This is a genomic window from Bacillus siamensis, assembly GCF_051628075.1.
Taxonomy (GTDB): domain Bacteria; phylum Bacillota; class Bacilli; order Bacillales; family Bacillaceae; genus Bacillus; species Bacillus siamensis.
On the sequence record NZ_CP155579.1, the window covers coordinates 190346 to 211670 of the forward strand.

21 protein-coding genes and 5 tRNA genes are annotated in these 21325 nt (G+C 46.1%); 19 read left to right on the forward strand and 7 right to left on the reverse strand.

What is annotated here, in order from left to right:
- Nucleotides 1–51: 51 nt before the first annotated feature.
- The 3 genes from murQ to ABDB98_RS01090 form a co-directional block, all read right to left on the reverse strand.
- Nucleotides 52–981: an N-acetylmuramic acid 6-phosphate etherase gene (gene murQ / locus ABDB98_RS01080; RefSeq protein ID WP_060963724.1), complete on the reverse strand. Its 930-nt coding sequence runs from the start codon at nucleotides 979–981 to the stop codon at nucleotides 52–54.
- A 79-nt stretch (nucleotides 982–1060) separates the two neighbouring features.
- Complete coding sequence (locus ABDB98_RS01085) at nucleotides 1061–1537, reverse strand: GNAT family N-acetyltransferase (RefSeq protein ID WP_016936924.1); 477 nt, start codon at nucleotides 1535–1537, stop codon at nucleotides 1061–1063.
- A 17-nt stretch (nucleotides 1538–1554) separates the two neighbouring features.
- Nucleotides 1555–2007 (reverse strand): DUF523 domain-containing protein, encoded by a 453-nt coding sequence (locus ABDB98_RS01090; RefSeq protein WP_060963723.1) that lies wholly within the window; start codon nucleotides 2005–2007, stop codon nucleotides 1555–1557.
- 180 nt (nucleotides 2008–2187) lie between these two features.
- Between ABDB98_RS01090 and ABDB98_RS01095 the strand changes: the two genes are divergently transcribed.
- From ABDB98_RS01095 to ABDB98_RS01155, 13 genes are all read left to right on the forward strand, one after another.
- A tRNA-Glu gene (locus tag ABDB98_RS01095) sits at nucleotides 2188–2259 on the forward strand.
- Nucleotides 2260–2262: 3 nt separating this feature from the next.
- Nucleotides 2263–2338: transfer RNA gene (locus ABDB98_RS01100), tRNA-Val, on the forward strand.
- A 5-nt stretch (nucleotides 2339–2343) separates the two neighbouring features.
- Nucleotides 2344–2416: transfer RNA gene (locus tag ABDB98_RS01105), tRNA-Thr, on the forward strand.
- An 18-nt stretch (nucleotides 2417–2434) separates the two neighbouring features.
- A tRNA-Tyr gene (locus ABDB98_RS01110) sits at nucleotides 2435–2519 on the forward strand.
- 3 nt (nucleotides 2520–2522) lie between these two features.
- A tRNA-Gln gene (locus ABDB98_RS01115) sits at nucleotides 2523–2594 on the forward strand.
- Between the two features lie 231 nt (nucleotides 2595–2825).
- Nucleotides 2826–3389, forward strand: a complete 564-nt coding sequence (sigW, locus tag ABDB98_RS01120) for an RNA polymerase sigma factor SigW (RefSeq protein ID WP_003156766.1) — start codon at nucleotides 2826–2828, stop codon at nucleotides 3387–3389.
- A 13-nt stretch (nucleotides 3390–3402) separates the two neighbouring features.
- On the forward strand, nucleotides 3403–4020 hold the full coding sequence (gene rsiW, locus ABDB98_RS01125) for an anti-sigma-W factor RsiW (RefSeq protein ID WP_016936922.1): 618 nt from the start codon (nucleotides 3403–3405) through the stop codon (nucleotides 4018–4020).
- Nucleotides 4021–4188: 168 nt separating this feature from the next.
- The gene (cdaA, locus tag ABDB98_RS01130) at nucleotides 4189–5010 is read left to right on the forward strand and encodes a diadenylate cyclase CdaA (RefSeq protein WP_003156763.1); all 822 of its coding nucleotides are present in this window, start codon (nucleotides 4189–4191) and stop codon (nucleotides 5008–5010) included.
- Nucleotides 5003–6442 carry a CdaR family protein gene (locus ABDB98_RS01135; protein ID WP_438421103.1) on the forward strand — a complete coding sequence of 480 codons (1440 nt, stop codon included), beginning with the start codon at nucleotides 5003–5005 and terminating at the stop codon, nucleotides 6440–6442. Before cdaA ends, ABDB98_RS01135 begins: the two co-directional genes overlap by 8 nt.
- 17 nt (nucleotides 6443–6459) lie before the next feature.
- Nucleotides 6460–7806: a phosphoglucosamine mutase gene (gene glmM / locus ABDB98_RS01140; protein ID WP_016936920.1), complete on the forward strand. Its 1347-nt coding sequence runs from the start codon at nucleotides 6460–6462 to the stop codon at nucleotides 7804–7806.
- Between the two features lie 431 nt (nucleotides 7807–8237).
- Entirely contained in the window at nucleotides 8238–10040 is a 1803-nt protein-coding gene (gene glmS / locus ABDB98_RS01145) for a glutamine--fructose-6-phosphate transaminase (isomerizing) (RefSeq protein ID WP_438421104.1), read from the forward strand.
- Nucleotides 10041–10459: 419 nt separating this feature from the next.
- Nucleotides 10460–11332, forward strand: coding sequence for an ABC transporter ATP-binding protein (locus ABDB98_RS01150; protein WP_438421105.1), 873 nt, complete (start codon nucleotides 10460–10462; stop codon nucleotides 11330–11332).
- Nucleotides 11310–11972 carry an ABC-2 transporter permease gene (locus ABDB98_RS01155; protein WP_438421106.1) on the forward strand — a complete coding sequence of 221 codons (663 nt, stop codon included), beginning with the start codon at nucleotides 11310–11312 and terminating at the stop codon, nucleotides 11970–11972. Before ABDB98_RS01150 ends, ABDB98_RS01155 begins: the two co-directional genes overlap by 23 nt.
- Before the next feature lie 76 nt (nucleotides 11973–12048).
- On the opposite strand, the gene ABDB98_RS01160 is transcribed toward ABDB98_RS01155, so the two are convergent.
- Nucleotides 12049–12915 (reverse strand): hypothetical protein, encoded by an 867-nt coding sequence (locus ABDB98_RS01160; RefSeq protein ID WP_438421107.1) that lies wholly within the window; start codon nucleotides 12913–12915, stop codon nucleotides 12049–12051.
- Nucleotides 12916–13048: 133 nt separating this feature from the next.
- Here ABDB98_RS01160 and ABDB98_RS01165 point away from each other — a divergent pair, with 133 nt between their 5' ends.
- Nucleotides 13049–14215: a DUF4885 family protein gene (locus tag ABDB98_RS01165; RefSeq protein WP_438421108.1), complete on the forward strand. Its 1167-nt coding sequence runs from the start codon at nucleotides 13049–13051 to the stop codon at nucleotides 14213–14215.
- Nucleotides 14216–14266: 51 nt separating this feature from the next.
- On the opposite strand, the gene ABDB98_RS01170 is transcribed toward ABDB98_RS01165, so the two are convergent.
- From ABDB98_RS01170 to ABDB98_RS01180, 3 genes are all read right to left on the reverse strand, one after another.
- A complete protein-coding gene (locus tag ABDB98_RS01170) occupies nucleotides 14267–15109 on the reverse strand; it encodes an aldo/keto reductase (RefSeq protein WP_438421109.1) in 843 nt (280 codons plus the stop codon).
- Between the two features lie 112 nt (nucleotides 15110–15221).
- A complete protein-coding gene (locus ABDB98_RS01175) occupies nucleotides 15222–15914 on the reverse strand; it encodes an LrgB family protein (RefSeq protein WP_438421110.1) in 693 nt (230 codons plus the stop codon).
- Complete coding sequence (locus ABDB98_RS01180) at nucleotides 15884–16288, reverse strand: CidA/LrgA family holin-like protein (RefSeq protein ID WP_438421111.1); 405 nt, start codon at nucleotides 16286–16288, stop codon at nucleotides 15884–15886. The genes ABDB98_RS01175 and ABDB98_RS01180 overlap by 31 nt, the downstream gene beginning before the upstream one ends.
- Before the next feature lie 194 nt (nucleotides 16289–16482).
- Here ABDB98_RS01180 and ABDB98_RS01185 point away from each other — a divergent pair, with 194 nt between their 5' ends.
- The 5 genes from ABDB98_RS01185 to ABDB98_RS01205 all read left to right on the forward strand — a co-directional run bounded on the left by ABDB98_RS01185 (nucleotide 16483) and on the right by ABDB98_RS01205 (nucleotide 21319).
- Complete coding sequence (locus tag ABDB98_RS01185) at nucleotides 16483–16914, forward strand: MarR family winged helix-turn-helix transcriptional regulator (RefSeq protein WP_016936907.1); 432 nt, start codon at nucleotides 16483–16485, stop codon at nucleotides 16912–16914.
- 423 nt (nucleotides 16915–17337) lie between these two features.
- Nucleotides 17338–18723 (forward strand): amino acid permease, encoded by a 1386-nt coding sequence (locus ABDB98_RS01190; RefSeq protein WP_047476089.1) that lies wholly within the window; start codon nucleotides 17338–17340, stop codon nucleotides 18721–18723.
- A gap of 92 nt (nucleotides 18724–18815) precedes the next feature.
- The gene (locus ABDB98_RS01195; RefSeq protein WP_438421112.1) at nucleotides 18816–19529 is read left to right on the forward strand and encodes a YjjG family noncanonical pyrimidine nucleotidase; all 714 of its coding nucleotides are present in this window, start codon (nucleotides 18816–18818) and stop codon (nucleotides 19527–19529) included.
- A gap of 10 nt (nucleotides 19530–19539) precedes the next feature.
- A complete protein-coding gene (locus ABDB98_RS01200) occupies nucleotides 19540–20670 on the forward strand; it encodes a sensor histidine kinase (RefSeq protein ID WP_438421113.1) in 1131 nt (376 codons plus the stop codon).
- Nucleotides 20671–20674: 4 nt separating this feature from the next.
- Nucleotides 20675–21319 carry a response regulator transcription factor gene (locus ABDB98_RS01205; RefSeq protein ID WP_438421114.1) on the forward strand — a complete coding sequence of 215 codons (645 nt, stop codon included), beginning with the start codon at nucleotides 20675–20677 and terminating at the stop codon, nucleotides 21317–21319.
- Nucleotides 21320–21325: the final 6 nt, after the last annotated feature.

Genomic DNA, 21325 nt, shown 5'->3' on the forward strand with positions numbered 1-21325 from the left:
GAAAACGGCGCGGGCTGGTAAAAGGCACATTATGCGGAGCCAAAAGAATGATCAGCGATTTTTTTCGCTTGAAACATGCTGTTCTATGGCTTTGTCAATGAAGCCTTCCGATTCTTCGAGCAGTGCTTTCGCGTGTGTTGCGTCCGAATTCGTCTTCAGCATGACGATTGCCGTTTTGACATGGCTGCCTGCGGCCTCAAGGGTTTCTTTTGCTTTATCGTACGGAACGCCCGTAATGCTTTGGATAATGCCGATTGCCCGTTCTTTCAATTTTTCGTTGCTGACATGAACGTCCACCATTAGATTTTCGTACACTTTGCCGCTTTTGATCATCACGGCCGTGGAAATCATGTTCAGAATCATTTTATGTGCCGTCGCGGCTTTCATTCGTGTTGACCCTGTAATCACTTCGGGGCCGACGACGACTTCAATGCTGTGATCGGCAAAGGTGCTGATCAATGAGTGCTTATTGCATGTGAGCGCGACGGTTTTGGCGCCGATTGTTTTTGCGTATTTCAGCGCACCGGCCGCATACGGTGTGCGCCCGCTTGCAGCGATGGCAATCACGGTGTCTTCAGCGGTAAGGCCGATCGTTTTGAGATCGAGAGCGCCGGTTTCCTCGCTGTCTTCTATGCCTTCAGCCGCTTGCAAAAAGGCGTCTGCCCCTCCGGCCATCAGACCGATGACGGTGCCGGGACTTACGCTGTATGTAGGCGGGCATTCAACCGCATCAAGTACACCAAGCCTGCCGCTTGTGCCCGCTCCCGCATAAATCAGCCTGCCGTTTCGCCGCAAAGACTGATGGGCAAATTGAACGGCAATTTCAATGTCAGGCAGCACCTGCTGAACGGCGTCCGCCACTTTGAAGTCCTCTTGGTTAATGATGCGGAGGATTTCCATCGTGTCTGCTTGATGGATTGAAGCGGTCTGCGGATTTCTTGTTTCTGTGGTCAATCTGTGAATGTTAAGCCGGTCTGTCATGAATGTACCCTCCCAAGTCGTTATTACTTGAAGTATATGGGCTTCTGAATATATGTTTCAAGAAAAAAATCAAACGCTTTCACAAAAAAAGATGCAGAATGTGCTGTTCGCCGATGGGGCCGATCCTGCGACGCCCTTTATCAATAAAACCGGAAGACTGGTACAGGTTCTTTGCGCGATGATTGCGATGGTTCACTGCAAGCACGATCTCGTCACACCAAGGAAAATAATTTGCGGCAAAAGCGGGGAGCTGCAGCATCGCTTGTTTGGCATAACCTTTTCCTTGCTGCCGCGCATCTATGGACAGTGCGCTCAGTAAAATGGCAGACACGCTGTTCGAATATGGGGCTATGGTTTCCTTTGAGGTATGTAAAATGAAAAAACCGACGGGGGTGTCTTCTTTTAAAACGACTGTAGGATAGCGCTCCCGGATGACAAGAGCCTGCGGCAGTACATCCTTCGGGAGAGCTGTGAACATTTTATCTTCTTCACTGAGTACAAACCCGTTCAGGCCGTCTGCATGCTCCGGTTTATAAAAGGATAGGGCTGCAACCATGATATCTACTCTCCTTTTTATAGTTGATCCAGTTCATTTTCTGATAACACGCGGCAGCCTGCCCGTTTTAATAGAGCGGAAGTGATGCCGTCCCCGATTATCTTTTTCCCGGAGAAAGTGCCGTCATAGATGAAGCTGCTGCCGCAGGACGGACTGTTTTCTTTAAGGATGACCGCTGCGGCGCCTATTTCTTTTGCGTATGCTAACGTTTTTTCCGCTCCGTCTATATATAAAGATGTAACGTCTTCACCTGATGCCGTTACGATTCTTGCTGTTCCGTTCAGCACGTCTTCGCCCGTGCCGCCGATGATTTCCGCCGGTTCGCGGGGAGTGGTGAAGCCGCCCAAAAGTTCGGGGCAGACCATAACAGCTTTCTTTTCCTCTACGAGTCTGCGGATTTTTTCCGAGGCGGCGTGGGAGCCGTTATACCTGCATTCGATACCGCCGAGACAAGAGCTGACTAAGATCATCTGTGTCCATTCCCTTCAATATTTTGATACTTTCATCTTAAATGAAATAAGAGAGAAGGGACGAGTTTTTCAGTTAAAAAACGGGTAAAAAAGTTTGAAAATAAAAAAAATAAATTTTCTCTTTACAAAAGGGGTATAACCTGTATATAATAACTTTTGTCAGCTCGACGCGGACACAACGGCCCGTTGGTCAAGCGGTTAAGACACCGCCCTTTCACGGCGGTAACACGGGTTCGAATCCCGTACGGGTCATATGGAGGATTAGCTCAGCTGGGAGAGCATCTGCCTTACAAGCAGAGGGTCGGCGGTTCGAGCCCGTCATCCTCCACCATATTTGCCGGCCTAGCTCAATTGGTAGAGCAACTGACTTGTAATCAGTAGGTTGGGGGTTCAAGTCCTCTGGCCGGCACTGTTTTCCAAAGAATACGGAGGGGTAGCGAAGTGGCTAAACGCGGCGGACTGTAAATCCGCTCCCTCAGGGTTCGGCAGTTCGAATCTGCCCCCCTCCACCATTTTGGGCTATAGCCAAGCGGTAAGGCAACGGACTTTGACTCCGTCATGCGTTGGTTCGAATCCAGCTAGCCCAGTCTCAGACACCTTTTGTATAAGGGTGTCTTTTTTTTATCGGTATTTTTTCTCGAATTCTGATTGTTCATCAGATATACTATTTTTAAGCTGCTGTTAAGGCAGTATATTCTGTATTTTCCATCTACACCCTGCCTGAAATTTGGTAAAATAAATGTAATAAAAAAAATGAAACCTTTTAAAACAATCAACGTATAGATACAGACCGGTGAAGGGCAGAGGTAAGATAAAACATGGAAAACCTGATTAAAAAAAGAATCAAGCAAGTCAAAAAAGGCGATCAAAATGCGTTTGCGGAAATCGTTGACCTTTATAAAGATAAGATTTACCAGCTTTGCTACCGCATGCTCGGCAATGTCCACGAAGCGGAAGATATTGCGCAGGAAGCTTTCATCAGAGCGTATGTCAATATCGACAGTTTCGACATCAACAGAAAGTTTTCAACGTGGCTTTACAGAATTGCGACCAACCTGACCATTGACCGTATCCGCAAGAAAAAGCCTGATTATTATCTGGACGCAGAAGTGGCGGGTGCAGAGGGGCTGACGATGTATTCGCAGATCGCTGCGGACGGGGTTCTCCCTGAAGACGCCGTGTTGTCATTGGAGCTGTCGGACACAATTCAGAAAAAGATTTTAAAGCTGCCTGACAAGTACAGAACGGTTATTGTATTAAAGTATATTGATGAACTCTCTTTAATTGAAATCGGGGAGATTCTGAATATCCCTGTCGGCACCGTCAAGACAAGGATACACAGAGGCAGAGAGGCTCTTAGAAAACAATTAAGGGATCTTTAAGTGGGGTGATGAAATGAGCTGTCCTGAACAGATCGTGCAGCTTATGCATAAGCATCTTGATGGAGATATCCTTCCTGAAGATGAAGACGTATTAAAACAACATTTGCGGTCATGCGGGAATTGCAAACGGCATTTTCATGAAATGGAGAAATCCGTAGCGCTCGTCCGGAGCACATCGCATGTCACAGCCCCTGCTGATTTTACTGCCAAAGTTATGGCGAATCTTCCAAAAGAGAAAAAACGCGCTTCTGTAAAACGATGGATCAAAACTCATCCGATAATTGCAGCCGCGGCGGTTTTTGTGATTTTAATGGGCGGCGGTTTTTTCAACAGCTGGCATAACGACCACAATTTCAGTGTGTCAAAGCAGCCGAACCTTGTCGTGCAGAATCACACGGTCACCGTCCCTGAAGGCGAGACCGTAAAGGGCGATGTCACAGTAAAAAACGGCAAGCTGGTCATTAAAGGGAAAGTCGACGGCAACGTGACCGTGGTTAACGGAGAAAAATACATGGCCTCAGCCGGACAAGTCACCGGGCAGATTGAAGAAATTAACGAATTGTTTGACTGGGTCTGGTACGAACTGAAAACAGCGGGTCAGGGCGTCGTGAGTGCTTTAGACTCCGATTAAAGATGAGTAAAGCGTATAATCGCTTTACTCTTTTTTACGCCGCGCTGGCTGATTTCACTTGATAAATCAAAATGTGGTATAATGAGCACGCTATATGATGTACATATTGCTCATGCAGCACAATTCATAACAAAAAACGAAATGACTGAATTCTTGGAGGACGAGGAAATGGCTTTTGAGGACATCCCATTTTTGCAATACCTCGGCAATGCCGTTGATATTCTCCTTGTTTGGTATGTGATATATAAATTAATCATGGTCATACGCGGAACGAAGGCGGTTCAGCTTTTAAAAGGGATCGTCGTCATCGTGTTGGTCCGGATGGCCAGTTCATATTTGGGACTCAGTACGCTTCAGTGGCTGATGGACCAAGCGATAACATGGGGATTTTTAGCGATCATTATTATATTCCAGCCTGAGCTGAGACGGGCGCTTGAACAGCTCGGACGGGGCCGGTTCTTTTCAAGGAGCGGCACCCCCGTGGAGGAAGCGCAGCATAAGACAATTGAAGCGATTACAAAATCAATCAGCTACATGGCGAAACGCCGCATCGGCGCCCTTATCGCCATTGAGCGCGACACGGGAATGGGCGATTATATTGAGACGGGCATCCCGCTTAATGCGCAGGTCAGCTCGGAGCTTTTGATTAATATCTTCATTCCGAATACGCCGCTGCACGATGGAGCGGTCATTATGAAAAATAACGAGATCGCGGCGGCTGCCTGTTATCTGCCGCTTTCTGAAAGCCCGTTTATTTCAAAGGAGCTGGGGACGCGGCACAGAGCGGCTGTCGGCATCAGTGAAGTGACGGACAGCTTAACCATTATCGTATCTGAAGAGACGGGCGCCATCAGCGTGGCCAAAAACGGAGACCTTCACAGAGAATTGACGGAAGAAGCACTGAAAGAAATGCTTGAAGCTGAGTTTAAGAAAAACGCCAGAGATACTTCTTCTAACCGCTGGTACTGGAGGGGCAAGAAAAATGGATAAATTCTTAAACAACCGCTGGGCTGTAAAGATCATTGCATTGCTCTTTGCGCTCCTGCTTTATGTTGCGGTTAACAACAACCAGGCGCCGACTCCGAAAAAGCCGGGGGAATCCTTTTTTCCGACATCAACGACTGACGAGGCTACGCTTACTGATATTCCTGTAAAAGCATATTATGATGAAGCGAATTACGTGGTCACCGGCGTGCCTCAGACCGTAAATGTCACAATTAAAGGATCGACAAGCGCGGTGAAAAAGGCGAGACAGACGAAGAATTTTGAGATATATGCCGATATGAACAAGCTGAAGACCGGGACTCATAAGGTCGAATTGAAGGCGAAAAATGTATCGGACGGACTGACGATATCCATTAACCCGTCAGTCACGACGGTTACGATTCAGGAAAAAACGGCTGAGAGTTTTCCGGTTGAAGTTGAATACTACAATAAAAGCAAAATGAAAAAGGGGTATACGCCCCAGCAGCCGATCATCAGCCCGAAAAACGTACAGATTACGGGTTCGAAAAATGTGATTGACAACATTTCGCTTGTCAAAGCATCCGTGAACCTAGAAAATGCAAATGAAACCATTGATAAGGAAGTGAAGGTGACCGTCTATGACAAAGACGGCAACGCACTTCCTGTTGATGTTGAACCGTCAGTCATCAAAGTGACGGTTCCCGTGGCCAGTCCGAGCAAAAAGCTCCCTTTCAAAATCGAAAGGAAGGGAAGTCTTCCTGACGGGGTGAGCATTGCAAGCATTGACTCGAATCCGAGTGAGGTGACGGTTTACGGCCCGCAGGACGTACTGGATTCACTTGAGTTTATCGACGGCGTATCTCTTGATTTAGGCAAAATTGATAAAGATACGGATATAGATGCCGACATCCCGCTTCCTAAGGGTGTGACAAAGGTATCACCGGGGAAAATTACGCTTCATGTTAAGGTGGACAGTGAAGACAAAAAGGATTTTGACAATGTCGCAATCAAGACGGTCGGATTGGGAGGCTCGCAGCAGATTGAGTTTCTCGACCCAGAATCGCGGGCGATAAATATTACGGCCAAAGGCTCTCCGGCCAACATTAAGGCGCTGAAAAAGTCGGATATTGAACTGTACGCCAATGTCTCAGACTTAGATGACGGAGAGCATTCTGTAAAGCTTGCAGTAAACGGACCGCAAAACATCACATGGTCCCTGTCCAAAGACACGGCTAAAATCAAGCTGACTTCTAAGAAAAACACAAGTTCAAATAAAAATAACGGCGGCTCCGCCGATTCCGGCAATAATGACGGCACAAGCGGAGACGCAGACAAAGACAAGAACAAGAACCGGGAAGACGACACTGACAGCGATCAGAATAAAAGTCAAAACCAGGATCAAAATCAAGACCAGGATGAAGGCGGATCAAGCGCTGATTCATCTTCAACAGAATGAAAAAGGAGCGATACAAAATGGGCAAGTATTTTGGAACAGATGGTGTAAGAGGTGTTGCCAACAGCGAGCTTACGCCAGAGCTGGCCTTTAAAGTGGGGCGTTTTGGCGGTTATGTCCTGACCAAAGATAAACAGCGCCCGAAAGTGCTGATCGGCCGTGATACACGCATCTCCGGACATATGCTGGAGGGAGCCCTTGTCGCCGGACTTTTATCGATCGGAGCTGAAGTGATGCGCCTCGGCGTCATTTCTACACCGGGGGTATCCTATTTAACGAAAGCCATGGATGCTGAGGCGGGCGTCATGATTTCCGCTTCTCACAATCCCGTACAGGATAACGGAATTAAATTTTTCGGAGGAGACGGCTTTAAGCTTTCTGATGAGCAGGAGGCCGAGATTGAACGTCTCATGGATGAACCGGAAGATAAGCTGCCGAGACCGACAGGCGCGGATCTCGGGCTTGTGAACGATTATTTCGAAGGTGTTCAAAAATATCTGCAATTTTTAAAGCAGACGGCAGACGAAGATTTCACGGGTATTCATGTAGCGCTTGACTGCGCCCATGGTGCGACATCTTCCATTGCGACTCACCTTTTTGCCGATCTTGATGCTGACGTGTCTACAATGGGAACGTCTCCGAACGGATTAAATATTAATGACGGCGTCGGTTCTACACATCCGGAAGCGCTGAGTGCTTTCGTCAAAGAAAAAAACGCCGACATCGGTCTTGCATTTGACGGCGACGGCGACCGCCTCATTGCCGTTGATGAAAAAGGAAACATTGTCGACGGCGATCAGATCATGTACATATGCGCGAAGTATTTGAAATCAGAGGGCCGTCTCAAAGATGATACCGTCGTATCAACCGTGATGAGCAACCTCGGTTTCTACAAAGCGCTTGAAAAAGAAGAAATCAAAAGCGTTCAAACGGCAGTCGGAGACCGCTATGTCGTAGAAGCGATGAAAAAAGACGGCTATAATGTCGGCGGCGAGCAGTCAGGGCACCTTATTTTCCTTGATTACAACACTACCGGTGACGGTCTTTTGTCCGCGATCATGCTTGTGAATACGCTGAAGGCGTCCGGCAAAACCCTTTCAGAGCTTGCGGCTGAAATGAAAAAATTCCCGCAGCTTTTAGTAAATGTGAAAGTGACGGATAAATATAAGGTGGAAGAAAACGCTAAGGTGAAGGCCGTTATTTCTGAAGTGGAAAAAGAAATGAACGGAGACGGCCGGATATTAGTGCGTCCGTCAGGCACCGAGCCGCTCGTCCGCGTGATGGCGGAAGCGAGAACAAAAGAGCTTTGTGACGAATATGTCACAAAAATCGTGGATGTCGTGCGGACAGAAATGGGAGCGGAGTAACGAAGTTTATAAACAGAGAGCGAACAAGACAAGTGCGACCAGCATAATATGATAGTAAACATGATGCCGGGGCGGCAAAAAATAATTGACCGTCCTTGGCACATGCTGTAAAATCAAGCTTGTCCGGCCTTTGTTTTTCACTTACAGGGAAGGCGGAATTGTTTGCATCTTTTATAATTACAGCGCCCGAACTAAGCGCCCGAAAAACGGCTTAGTTGACGAGGATGGAGGTTATCGAATTTTCGGCGGATGCCTCCCGGCTGATTCATTTAGATCACAGCCGTAAGGATTTCTTCAAACCGGAGGGGCGACTCTCCGAACAAAGGGAAATCACATGATCTTCCAAAAAAACATGTGGGAGGGGACGATTGAAAGTCCCCTTGTAATTCGGCTTTCTTCGTCTCCTTTTACACCTTTAGGAGGAAGAAAAAATGTGTGGAATTGTAGGTTATATCGGTCAGCTTGATGCGAAAGAGATTTTGTTAAAAGGATTAGAGAAGCTTGAGTACCGCGGCTATGACTCTGCCGGTATCGCTGTGGCGAACGAGCAGGGCGTGCATGTGTATAAAGAGAAAGGCCGCATTGCCGACCTTCGTGAAGTGGTGGATCCTGCGGTTGAATCTCAAGCGGGAATCGGCCATACACGCTGGGCGACTCACGGCGAACCAAGCTTCCTGAACGCTCACCCGCATCAAAGCGCACTCGGCCGCTTTACACTTGTTCACAACGGTGTGATCGAGAACTATGTTCAGCTGAAGCGCGAATATCTTGAAAACGTTGAACTGAAAAGCGACACGGACACTGAAGTCATCGTTCAAATGATCGAGCAATTTGTGGCGGGAGGTCTTAATACAGAAGAAGCGTTCCGAAAAACACTCACTCTGTTAAAAGGCTCTTACGCGATTGCATTATTTGACGGCGAAAACACAGACACCATTTTCGTTGCAAAAAACAAAAGCCCTCTGTTAATCGGTCTTGGAGATACGTTTAACGTCGTGGCATCTGACGCGATGGCTATGCTTCAAGTAACGAATGAATACGTTGAGCTTTTGGATAAAGAAATGGTGATCGTGACAAAAGACGAAACCGTGATTAAAAACCTTGACGGTGAAGTCATGACACGTGCGTCTTATATCGCTGAGCTTGACGCCAGTGATATCGAAAAAGGCACATACCCTCACTACATGTTAAAAGAAACGGATGAGCAGCCGCTTGTTATGCGCAAAATCATCCAAATGTATCAGGACGAAAATGGCAGACTGGCTGTGGCCGGCGATGTCGCTGACGCCGTGGCGGAAGCGGACCGCATTTATATCGTGGCTTGCGGAACGAGCTACCATGCCGGTCTTGTCGGGAAACAATATATTGAAATGTGGGCAAACGTCCCGGTTGAAGTGCATGTAGCGAGTGAATTCTCTTACAACATGCCGCTTCTGTCTAAGAAACCGCTCTTTATCTTCCTTTCTCAAAGCGGAGAAACAGCGGACAGCCGTGCCGTGCTTGTTCAAGTCAAAGCGCTGGGCCACAAAGCGCTGACAATTACAAACGTTCCGGGATCCACGCTTTCCCGTGAAGCGGATTACACATTGCTTCTGCATGCCGGCCCTGAGATCGCGGTTGCATCAACAAAAGCGTATACGGCTCAGATCGCCGTGCTTGCGATCCTTGCATCAGTTGCGGCAGAACGCAACGGCGTTGATATCGGCTTTGATTTAGTCAAAGAATTAGGTATCGCGGCAAATGCCATGGAAGCCCTCTGCGACCAGAAGGACGAAATGGAAATGATCGCGCGTGAGTACCTGACTGTTTCAAGAAACGCTTTCTTCATCGGCCGCGGCCTCGACTACTTCGTATGTGTCGAAGGCGCCCTGAAGCTGAAAGAGATTTCTTACATTCAGGCGGAAGGCTTCGCCGGAGGCGAGCTGAAGCACGGAACAATCGCCCTGATCGAAGAAGGAACACCGGTCTTCGCACTGGCGACACAAGAACACGTCAACCTGAGCATCCGCGGAAACGTGAAGGAAGTCGCAGCCCGCGGCGCCAACACTTGCATCATCTCGCTGAAAGGCTTAGAAGACGCAGACGACAGATTCATCCTGCCGGAAGTCAACCCTGCGCTTGCTCCGCTGGTTTCTGTTGTGCCATTGCAGCTGATCGCTTACTACGCGGCACTGCACCGCGGCTGTGATGTTGATAAACCGCGCAACCTTGCGAAGAGTGTGACTGTGGAATAATATATTTAACCCCTTTGGTTATTAGCCAGAGGGGTTTTTTAATGTGGAAATGAGAAAACCCTACTCTTTGCGATTTTAAAGAAATCCCCGTTTAATATTGAAAAGGAATAACACCTGCTTTATAATACGAGATGCATTTCAGTTAACATCCATAAATGTAATCATTAGTAAATCGTTTTTGTGTATGCCTCATCGGAAAGTCATCACCTCCAGCAATTTTTCATCATGAATTTCCATTATATAAACGTAATCAATCGATTGCACTTCCACATTATGCTTAAGACTTTAAAATCTCTTTTGTATTTGCCGACTCTTGCTTCATTATGAATTCTTCGACCAGATATAAAAATCACAATATTTTTTCAATAATCCGGTTCAATTCTTAAAAAAGTCCTGACAACAGTGATAGGAGTGGAATGATGTCAAATCTTTTAGAAGTCAGAAACCTCAGCAAATCTTTTGGTCATAAAGCTGTTTTAAAGGATGTTACATTCAATGTGCCTGCCGGGTCCATTGTCGGTTTTATCGGTGATAACGGCGCAGGCAAATCAACAACATTTAAAACGATATTAGGGTTAATCTCTCAAGATAGAGGAAAAGTGAAAATCTTTGGTGAGGAGAATCTGGATAAACATATAAAGTTCAAAGAAGATATAGGGGTCGCATTTGATGCGATGAATCTGCCCGCGCATCTTACGATAAAGCAGCTGAATCATGTATTTAAAAAACTATTCGGTGCTTGGGACCAAGACAATTTTTATCGGTTGGTTCAATCTTTCTCTTTACCTATGGATAAAAAAGTAAATGCATTCTCGCGCGGCATGTCAATGAAGTTATCCGTAGCTGTTGCTTTGTCGCATAACGCGAAATTATTAATCCTGGATGAAGCAACGGGAGGGCTTGATCCCTCTTCAAGAGATGATCTGTTAAATGAATTAAAAAGCTTTGTGAGTAAATGCAACGGCGGTATTTTACTTTCATCACATATTATGTCTGATGTTGAGAAGATAGCAAGCCATATCATTATTATGAAAGATGGCGAGATTTTATTAAATGAAGAGAAAGATAAGGTTCTTGAAAGCTATACTGTTATAGATGTTGATGAAGGTCAATTGGCTGAGCTCAACGAAGATATCATTCTTGCAAAAAGGAGCCATGGATCTTATTGGAGTGTGCTTGTATCGGATCGACAGAAATTGCCGAATGGCGTAACGGCCAAAACCATTTCAATAGAAGAAATCAGTGTCTTTTTAACGAGGAGTGAAAAACATGAGAGGTCTGTTATTGACTAACTATTACTTAGTTTATCGAAGTTTCTTTGCATACACGGGGTTGGCCATATTGGTATCAGCAGTCATCTTTTATTTTGGAGAGGCTTCAATGCATCGTTTTGTTGCTATGCTGATTATTTTGTTTGTCGTCATGCCCGCACTTGAGGTTATAAAGTATGAGAGTAAGTCTGGCTATGACAAGTATGTGCTGACTTTACCGGTCAGCAGAACAAATATTGTTCAAAGCCACTATGTCTTCTATCTTTTGGTTGTTGTGATCGGAGCTGTAATATCTTATGGTATCTTCTTTGTATACAGTCTGGGTTCTGATGAACAAATTGACGGCATATTGAATATTGTCTCTTTTGGAACGTTCATCGTGCTCTTTGCCGGTGCAATCGTTTATCCTCTTCTCTACATGATAGGCCCGGAAAAGTCTGATGCTATTGTAATTGGAGGTGCAATGGGGGGACTTTTTGCTACCTTTGGATTGCAAAGTGTCGTTGGTTACGTAGCAGAACAATTATCGCCGTCATTTTTGCACATAGATCCTTCTTTATATGTCCCGATTATATATCTCATGATCGGCGTTATCTTATATCTCGTTTCATTTTTCATTGCCGCAGCTATCTATCATAAAAAAGAATTCACAACAGGATAAGGCATGGCACAGGCTCATAAATTTACTTAAACTCCAAGCAGAAAGCCGCCCGCATAATGGGCGGCTTTTCTTCTCATTAATATTGTGATGTCACATCGTACTCATAATCTATCTTCAATTTCACATTTTTCATAGTCGATTTTGCTGTTGCAAGTGTGTTGAATTTAAAATTCCAGATGCTTGAGACTGAGAGGTTATCATCCTGTGTGATACCGTAATTTCCTTGAGTGGAGCTGTTTGCGAGTGCGCGGTGCCACACTTTATTTTCTTCAGACATTATGTTGTGTTTTGTGTTTCCTTGACTTGGTATTTGAGTCGCGGTGGTGCTGATTCTTTTCACTATGGCGTCTTTTGGAATGCTTATCTGTTTGGTTAAGTCGAGCCTGAGAACGGTTGAATCCGATCCGTTCGGACTGAGGCTTGTATTTCCTTTATTTTCAGCTGTGCCGCTGAATGCGAAGGTCTCGCTTCCGGCTTTGATTCGATCGTAAATGGAGAGTGTAAAGTATATATCGTCAGTGTATGAGCCGCGGGACACTTTCACGTAGAACGTCTCGTTATTTTCTTTCGCATCTGTAATGGCATAGATAAAAGGAAGCAGCGTATCAGGGTTTATCACTTCTGTGCCTTTACTGACCAGCACTTTATTTTTATTGTAAATTTCAATGCTCATTCCCTTGTATTCACTTCTTGTTGAGCTCCTGACATAGAGTCTTTCTCCCTTATTGGCAGTGAAAGTGAAGTACGATTCTTTTTCCCCTTCCGGCAATACGGCTGTATCAATATTTTTATATTTCCAGTAGCCTACTGGATTGGCAGTTTCAAATGAGTGATTTCCTGTAATAGTGCTTACTTGAAACGCAGAGGCTGAAGCTGAAGGTGCAAACAATACGCCTGATAATACGATTGCAGTGACAAATAGAATAGATATATACTTTTTCATGGAAAAATCCCCCTTTTTACTTCATCATATATAAAAACGACTATTATGTAAACATTTGTTATTTAAGGTTAAAATCAACTGGGAAACAGCCGATAAAAACACTAGAACATCATCTCAAGCGGAGGTTAAAAACATGCGCCTAAACGCTCGTTATATAAAAAATCAAATAATGGCTCAGCAAGTGCTTCAGCAAAATTCTTCTAAAACAAATGTGAAAGATGCGGCAAAAAGGCCGGACCGCTTATTGATCCAATCAGGCGGGACCCGCGATCTGAGCCAGGTGAATTATTCAAGGAGCGGTGTCACTGAGAAAGGGAGCAGCCTGTCCCGTTTATATCAATCCGCAAATCAGAAAACGATTACGGATAATGGGAATGAGACAGTAATAGCCGCTGATAATCCGTATGAGTCTGAGAGTGATATTGCAAGCAGGATTCTTGATGAGAAATACAGCCGTATCAATGAAATCAATAAACGAAAATCAGATCCTTTACGTTTTATTAAGGACAAATACCAGCGTCCCGATTCACCTTATTTCAGGAGTGATTTAACAGAAACAGAGCGTCAGGCCGCTTATCATAATGAAACGGAATGGCTGTTTAAGGGGAAAGCCCAAAGCTATGATTTCCGTGATGCTGCGTTTCGGGGTGAAACACTCAATGGAGAAATTCAAGGAGAAAACGAAAAGGTGTTTCAGAGAGGGCAGGTCAATCAGCAAATCGGTGTGCTTTTTCATCGGAATCATATTCAGATTCCGGAGGGCGCGAATCTTACATTTACGATATCACCGATTGATTATCTGTTAAAAGTGAGCGGGACTGACGATAAAGAGCTCACTCAGCAGATCGAAGCTGTCTTAAACTCCGGGGAAAACAGCAAAGAGCTGTTTGCGCACATCATTCGCAGCCGGAGTGATGACTCCTCGCAGTTTACGCCGGAAGCGTATGAGAAATATCAAGTCGTTCGGGAAATGTATGAGGTGACCGGCTATCATCTGAAAGACTTGCAGACTGTGGGTGGGAAGTTCGTCACAGAAGACGGCCGCGACCTTTTAGAGGTTTATAAGGAAGCGCTGCAGCAAGATCCTTTACTGAAACATACGGCGGCAGAAGCGGCTGCCCATTACGGACAGGCGCTTACGAAGCTGGCGAGAACGGGTTATGATGCCATTCCTGATTTGGTGCTGTCCATTGATTACAAAGACGGATCTCTGCGTGATGCCGGCCAAAGCAGGCAATACGGATCTGGGGATACGGATTGGCTTTCTGAATGGAAACGGGAGCTGGGTGTGCGTATATAAAATGAGAAAAAAGCTGACGAATGATGCCGTCAGCTTTCTTTATGTGCTTGCTTAAAACTCCTCATACTCCGCCGGGTCTTGGCCGTTTATGCGTCCGTCCGGGCGGGTAAGCGAATCGATAAGTTTCATGTCGTTTTCATCAAGGGAGAAATCAAAAACAGAGATGTTTTCAAGCTGGCGCTCTGGGGAGGCTGATTTTGGAATCGGGATGGCGCCCAGCTGGATATGCCAGCGTAAAATGACTTGAGAAATGGTTTTGCCGTATTTGTCCGCAATCTGTCCGAGTTTTTGATCGTTCAATACTTCACCGGCGCGGGCTAACGGACTCCATGATTCAGTCACGATGCCCTGTTCTTCATGCCATTGCCGCTGCTGCTGCTGATTAAAAGCGGGATGCAGTTCAATTTGGTTGATGCCTGGCTTTACGCCGGTTTCACGTTCGAGCCGTTCGATATGCTCAGGCAGGAAATTGCAGACGCCGATGGAGCGGATCAGGCCCCATTTTTTCGCATCAATCAGTGCCTGCCATGCTTCTGTGTAGCGGTCTTGTTTCGGATTCGGCCAATGGACGAGATACAGGTCATAGTAATCCAGACCGGCGCGGTATAAAGATTCTTGAATGGTTTGTACAGCTTTGTCATATTCATGGTAGCGTCCCGGAAGCTTGGACGTCACGTATAGCTGCTCTCTCGGAACAGAGCTTCTCTTGATAGCTTCTCCGACCGCCCCTTCATTTTCATAGTTATAAGCGGTGTCAATCAGACGATAGCCGATATCAATGGCGCTGGTAACGGCATGAACGCCGTTGTTTCCATGAAGAGCGTATGTACCGAAGCCGATCGCGGGAATGCTTGTCCCATCCAGCAGTTTCTTTTGCGGAATTGCTGCAGTCATCTTAAATCCCTCCTTGTTTTCTACTTTACCATTCTTCTTACAAATGAAACATCTATATTGGAAGAAAATGAGATAATCTGCATATAAAAAAGCTGGCGGAGAACCGCCAGCTTTAAATTTGAAACATCCATGCTACGACAGGGCCGAAGACCGACCCTAACACGGCGCAGAGCGTCATGGAGACAGAACTCATGGAGACCGTTAATTCTCCGTATTCCATTGCTTTTGAGGTGCCGAGCGCATGGGAGGCGCTCCCAAATGCAATTCCTTTCCCGAGTGAGCTGCGGATGCGGATCCACTTGAGAAGCAGCGGCCCTAAGATGACGCCGGAAAACCCTGCGATCATGACGAACACGACTGTCATGGAAGGAACACCGCCGATGCCGGACGCGATCTGAATGGCGACGGGAGTCGTGATTGATTTTGGGATGATAGACAAAATCAAACTCCGGCTGATGCCGAACAGCTCTGCAAATAACAGGCCGCTGACCATTCCGGAGAATAAACCGGCCAATACGCCGCCGATAATCGGAAACATATACTTGATTAATACCCGGCGCTGCTTATAAAGCGGGTATGCCAAAGCTACCACGGCGGGGCCGAGCAGTGAATTGATCCATTGTCCGCCGACCATATACTCTTTATACGGAATATGAAAAACAAGCAGCACGGCAATAATGAAAATCGTAGTCGTCAACACGGGTATGAGAAAGGGATATGGAAAGCGCACATATAATTTCACCATGGCCAGATAGGCGGCGGCCGTGAACAAAATTATAAGGATTGCGATACATGCTTGCTGCACTTCTTTTTCTCCTTTCTCTGATTGGCTTTATGCTCTAACAGCTGGCTCGCGTACCCTGCGGCGATCATTGTGACGATGGTGCTCAGCACGACGATTAAAAACAGGGCCGCCCCGCTTGTGGAAAACAGTGACGGATAATTGATGACGCCCGTCATGGCCGGAATGAATAGCAGCGGAAGAAAAGACAGCAAAAATCCGGCTCCGTCTTCAATCATTTTGGCGGGAATGATCTTAACCGATAAACATATGATGAGCAGGATTAAACCGATGATACTGCCGGGAATGGGCAGGTGGAAGAGCTGCTGAACGGCTCCCCCGATAAAGGAAAATGCGAATAAAATAATGATTTGCAGTATGATGCGTATGATTTTCACAACGATGCTGTTCTTTGGAGAAGAGCAGCTTCCCCCTTTCTTGTTGCTTCGATAAGTTTCTTTACTTTCGGCACATATATTTGTACTATACAAATATATGTATGCAAAATCTTTCTATATGTTTTCTGAGTAAATGTGCATATGTTTGTATTATACAACTAATGTTGCTGTTGTCAATGTAAGGAGTGAGGCGTTTGTCAAAACAAGATCCGATTGAATTAATTGAATATGAGCTCACCACTTTTATCAGGAGGGCTGTTTATCTCGATAACTCCGACCGCAAAATCGGACATCTGGAAAGAGCTGCGTATTTGTTATTACGGCAGCTTGATGAATTTGGGCCGGCGCGTGTGAAGGAATTGGCCGAATCCTTTAAACTGGATATATCTACGTTGTCTCGACAGGCCGCGGCCTTGGAAACGAAGGAGCTGATCCAGCGCTTCTCCGATCCTTCTGACGGGCGGGTCAGTCTGTTTGCGATTACGAAGCTTGGCAAACAGAGGCTAAAAGCTGATAAAAAGATGCGTCTTGAGCGGTATCATCGCATGCTTGATGATTGGTCCGGCGAGGAGAAAGAAATGTTCGGCAGGCTTTTGCTGCGGCTGAATGAGGCATTTATCGATTAGTGAATGATTTTTGCCGGGGTAAGCAGGATGATGGCGTATGAGAGGGAGAATGATAGAGAGTAAGGCTTTACGCCATTCTGCTTAGCAATATTTATAGAATAGGGGGGTGGAACCTTTTCTCCCGGGAAATACTGTTTCTCGGAAGCTGCGGTATTTATTATCTTAATATTCTTAATTTAGTAAAAATGAAAGCGCTTTATTTTGAGTCTCTCGGTCTAGGGTGCAGGGTGTTTACCTGAAAAAAACAATTGTGTTTTCCACGAAAATTTATTATGATGGAATAAGGAAATTGGAGACTATATAACAATAGGAAGATAGAATATTTCTAATATTGCGGGAAATGAAGATTGAGTTAGGTTCAACAGATGCGCCTTCTGCTTCATTATTTCACATATATCAGAGCTGTTAAGAGGAGGAAGCGAAGTGGCAAACAAGGAATTAAAGAGAGGCTTAGGCGCGCGTCATATACAGATGATTGCGCTGGGCGGCACGATCGGTGTCGGTTTATTCATGGGGTCATCCAGCACGATTGGATGGACAGGGCCGTCTGTTCTGCTGGCTTATGCGATCTCGGGTATCTTTATCTTTTTTATCATGCGTGCGATGGGCGAAATGCTTTATGTAGAGCCGAGTACAGGGTCGTTTGCGACATTCGGCCATAAGTATATACATCCGTTAGCCGGCTATATGACGGCGTGGAGCAACTGGTTTCAATGGGTGATCGTCGGGATGTCTGAAATTATTGCCGTCGGTTCGTATATGAAATATTGGTTTCCTGATCTGCCGGCATGGATTCCCGGCCTTATCGCCATGGCCATACTCGGTGCGGCGAATTTGATTTCGGTAAAATCTTTCGGTGAGTTTGAATTTTGGTTTGCCATGATCAAAATCGTCACCATTATTCTGATGATTGTTGCGGGTATCGGCATTATTTTCTTCGGTTTCGGCAACGGGGGTCATGCGATCGGATTATCTAATTTATGGTCGCACGGCGGTTTCTTTACAAATGGTTTTACCGGGTTTTTCTTTGCTTTGTCTTTGGTTGTTGCGGCCTATCAAGGGGTTGAGCTGATCGGGATTACGGCAGGAGAAGCGAAAGATCCGCAAAAAACGCTGCGAAGCGCGATTCAGAGCATTATCTGGCGGATTTTGATTTTCTACATCGGTGCGATTTTCGTAATCGTTACCGTATATCCGTGGAATGAGCTTCACTCACTCGGCAGTCCGTTTGTTTCGACATTTGCGAAAGTCGGGATTACGGCGGCGGCCGGTTTGATTAACTTTGTTGTGATTACCGCTGCGATGTCCGGCTGCAACAGCGGGATTTTCAGTGCGGGACGCATGCTTTATACATTGGGCGTGAACGGACAGGCGCCGAAATTCTTTAAGAAAGTTTCATCGAGCGGTGTGCCGATATTCGGTACGCTTGCGGTATTAATCGGCCTTGTGATCGGTGTCGTGCTGAACTACATCGCGCCTCCGAAAATATTTGTCTATGTCTACAGCGCGAGTGTGCTGCCGGGAATGATTCCGTGGTTTGTTATCTTAATCAGCCATCTCGGTTTCAGACGAGCGAAGGGCGCTGAGCTTGATCAGCACCCGTTTAAAATGCCTTTTGCGCCGTTTACCAACTATTTGACGATTGCTTTCTTAATCATGGTATTGGCCGGCATGTGGTTTAACAAAGAGACGCGGATATCTTTGGTCGTCGGGGTGATTTTTATGGCGATTGTGACGATCAGCTATTATGCGTTCGGCATCGGCAAGCGCATGTCTGATGAAGACTCGAAAATAGAAGACGCTGTATAATTCAAAAAGACACCTCTCTTAAAGGGGTGTCTTTTTCGGCTTGTCCGCGAGTGGTATACTGGTTAAAAAAAGCAGAACCGGGGGAAACATCGATGAGTCACTACCGTACGTTATTATTTGATATAGACAATACGCTGCTGGATTTTACCGCTTCAGAAACCGATGCTCTTCAAAAATTGTTTCAAGGTTCAAAGCTGGAACTGACGGCAGAGGTGGAAGCCCGTTATAAAGCGTTAAATCAAGGGTTGTGGAAGGCGTTTGAAGAGGGGGACATGACCCGCGATGAAGTGGTGAATACACGGTTTGCCCTTTTGTTTAAAGAATACGGCCTCGAGGCGGACGGCGTGCTGATGAATGAGGCGTACCGCCGATACTTAGAAGAAGGACACCAGATGATAGACGGGGCTTATGAGCTGATTGAAAAGCTGAGTCCTTTATTTGATTTATACATCGTGACGAACGGTGTATCAAGATCACAATATAAGCGGCTGGGTGATTCCGGTCTTTATCCGTTTTTTAAAGATGTGTTTGTATCTGAGGATACGGGTTTTCAAAAGCCGATGAAGGAATACTTTGATTATGTATTTGCGAGAATTCCCGGTTTTGCTGCCGAGCGCGGGCTTATTATCGGCGATTCACTGAGCGCGGACATAAAAGGCGGTCAGATGGCGGGAATTGATACATGCTGGTTTAATCCCGGAAAGAAAATAAATGATTCCGGGGTCATTCCGACGCATGAAATTCATTCGCTTGATGAGCTGTATGATCTGCTGAACGTGGAGCGAAAAGCCGCCGCCCATCTGTAAGGAGAATACGATGAAGATTGCACATACGAAGTTACTGATCAGGGGCTTTGCGTTACTATCAATTTTTCATGCGATTCTTCAGCTTCCTCCCGGCCGGGGGGAGCTGAAGGTTTTTTTGTCTGTACTCGTGATGCTGCTTGCGGCGAATGACTGTCTGCGGCCGATATATATGAAGAGACGGTCCGCCATCTATCACGGATCTTTTCTCCTGAGCAGCGTCATGGCGGGAGTTCTGCTGTACAATGTCTATTGTACGGGGACACAGGCAATAATGGTGCTTTTATTGGTGGAGGTGCTTATTACTGATAAGCAGATTTCGGCTGTTTTGTTAACGATGAACGCCGCCGCATTTGCCGCCGCTTTATACGCCTCCGGAGCGGGTGTCAGTGATATCGTGCTCCCTTACTTCATCATGTTTACGGTGATTTATTTATACCGGAAGAATCTGAAGGAGAAGTCAAAGGTTGAATCGCTGAATCGAGAGCTGAAGACGGCCAACGCCACACTGAAGGAATACTCAGAACGCATTGAAGAACTGGCGGTTACGAAAGAAAGAACAAGAATTGCGCAGGAGTTGCATGATTCTTTAGGTCATTATCTCGCTGCTCTGAAAATGAATTTAGAGTTTGCCGGGAAGACAGCCGGGCATCAGCCGGAAAAAGTAAAGCAGATCATTCATAAGGCGCATGATCTTACGAAAGAATCGATTTTAAAGCTTCGCCAGGCCGTGATGCTGTTGCAGGGTTCTTTGCCGGGGCGGGGATTTGAACAAGCGCTCCGTGACATTTTCAGCCATTTTCAAGAGGCGGGAGGGATACACTTCGAGCTAGAGATGGACGAGGCCATAGAAGCGGCGCAGCCTGATGTGAAGCACTGTCTTTATCAAACCGTCCAGGAAACGATTACGAACGCGGTGAAGCACGGACATGCGTCATATGTTTCTGTCCGGATGAAAAAGGACCTGAACATGATATTGGCGCATATTCATAATAACGGCTCAGCGTGCGGAACGATCATAAAATCAAATGGTCTGAAAGGAATTGAAAAAAGAGCGGCCGCGCTTGGCGGAGAAGCTGTTTTCTCTTCCGGAAATGAAACGGGTTTTGACGTGAAAATAAGGATACCGTGCAAGGAGGAATGATCTAGTGAATGTCATGATCGCAGACGACCAATCCATTGTCAGGGAGGGGCTCAAAATGATTCTGAGCCTTCACGAAGGAATTCAAGTATCGGGAGAAGCTTCTTCCGGCGAAGAAGTTCTGCAGCTGCTTCCGCAAACCGAAACCGATGTGATTTTGATGGATATCAGAATGCCCGGCATGGACGGAATCGAAGCGACAAAAGCGGTAAAAGCCAGCTATCCGTCCGTAAAAGTCATCATTCTGACAACGTTTGAGGATGATCACTATATTTTTGCCGGGCTGAAAAGCGGGGCTGACGGCTATATCTTGAAAGATGCTGATTCAGAAGAAATCATTGCCTCTCTTCAGGCCGTTTATGAAGGGAATATGATGCTGAATCCCAAGGTTACGGTTCAAGTCGTAAAAGCGCTGAATCATATCGGCATCCCGGCCGTTCAGGAGGAGCCGCAGCCAAAGCTGACGGAGATTCTCACGCCGAGAGAGCTTGATGTCGCAAAACACATTATGGAAGGCAAAAGCAATAAACGCATTGCTGCAGACTTATTCCTGACTGAAGGCACTGTGAAAAACTATGTATCCAGAATCCTCGATAAACTCGAAGTGACAAACAGAACTGAGCTTACATTATATTTGCAAAACATGATATAACCCCGC

Coding starts and splice junctions, on each gene's coding strand:
- murQ (WP_060963724.1), bottom strand. CDS start 981: ATGACAGACCGGCTTAACATTCACAGATTGACCACAGAAACAAGAAAT.
- ABDB98_RS01085 (WP_016936924.1), bottom strand. CDS start 1,537: ATGGTTGCAGCCCTATCCTTTTATAAACCGGAGCATGCAGACGGCCTG.
- ABDB98_RS01090 (WP_060963723.1), bottom strand. CDS start 2,007: ATGATCTTAGTCAGCTCTTGTCTCGGCGGTATCGAATGCAGGTATAAC.
- sigW (WP_003156766.1), top strand. CDS start 2,826: ATGGAAAACCTGATTAAAAAAAGAATCAAGCAAGTCAAAAAAGGCGAT.
- rsiW (WP_016936922.1), top strand. CDS start 3,403: ATGAGCTGTCCTGAACAGATCGTGCAGCTTATGCATAAGCATCTTGAT.
- cdaA (WP_003156763.1), top strand. CDS start 4,189: ATGGCTTTTGAGGACATCCCATTTTTGCAATACCTCGGCAATGCCGTT.
- ABDB98_RS01135 (WP_438421103.1), top strand. CDS start 5,003: ATGGATAAATTCTTAAACAACCGCTGGGCTGTAAAGATCATTGCATTG.
- glmM (WP_016936920.1), top strand. CDS start 6,460: ATGGGCAAGTATTTTGGAACAGATGGTGTAAGAGGTGTTGCCAACAGC.
- glmS (WP_438421104.1), top strand. CDS start 8,238: ATGTGTGGAATTGTAGGTTATATCGGTCAGCTTGATGCGAAAGAGATT.
- ABDB98_RS01150 (WP_438421105.1), top strand. CDS start 10,460: ATGTCAAATCTTTTAGAAGTCAGAAACCTCAGCAAATCTTTTGGTCAT.
- ABDB98_RS01155 (WP_438421106.1), top strand. CDS start 11,310: ATGAGAGGTCTGTTATTGACTAACTATTACTTAGTTTATCGAAGTTTC.
- ABDB98_RS01160 (WP_438421107.1), bottom strand. CDS start 12,915: ATGAAAAAGTATATATCTATTCTATTTGTCACTGCAATCGTATTATCA.
- ABDB98_RS01165 (WP_438421108.1), top strand. CDS start 13,049: ATGCGCCTAAACGCTCGTTATATAAAAAATCAAATAATGGCTCAGCAA.
- ABDB98_RS01170 (WP_438421109.1), bottom strand. CDS start 15,109: ATGACTGCAGCAATTCCGCAAAAGAAACTGCTGGATGGGACAAGCATT.
- ABDB98_RS01195 (WP_438421112.1), top strand. CDS start 18,816: ATGAGTCACTACCGTACGTTATTATTTGATATAGACAATACGCTGCTG.
- ABDB98_RS01200 (WP_438421113.1), top strand. CDS start 19,540: ATGAAGATTGCACATACGAAGTTACTGATCAGGGGCTTTGCGTTACTA.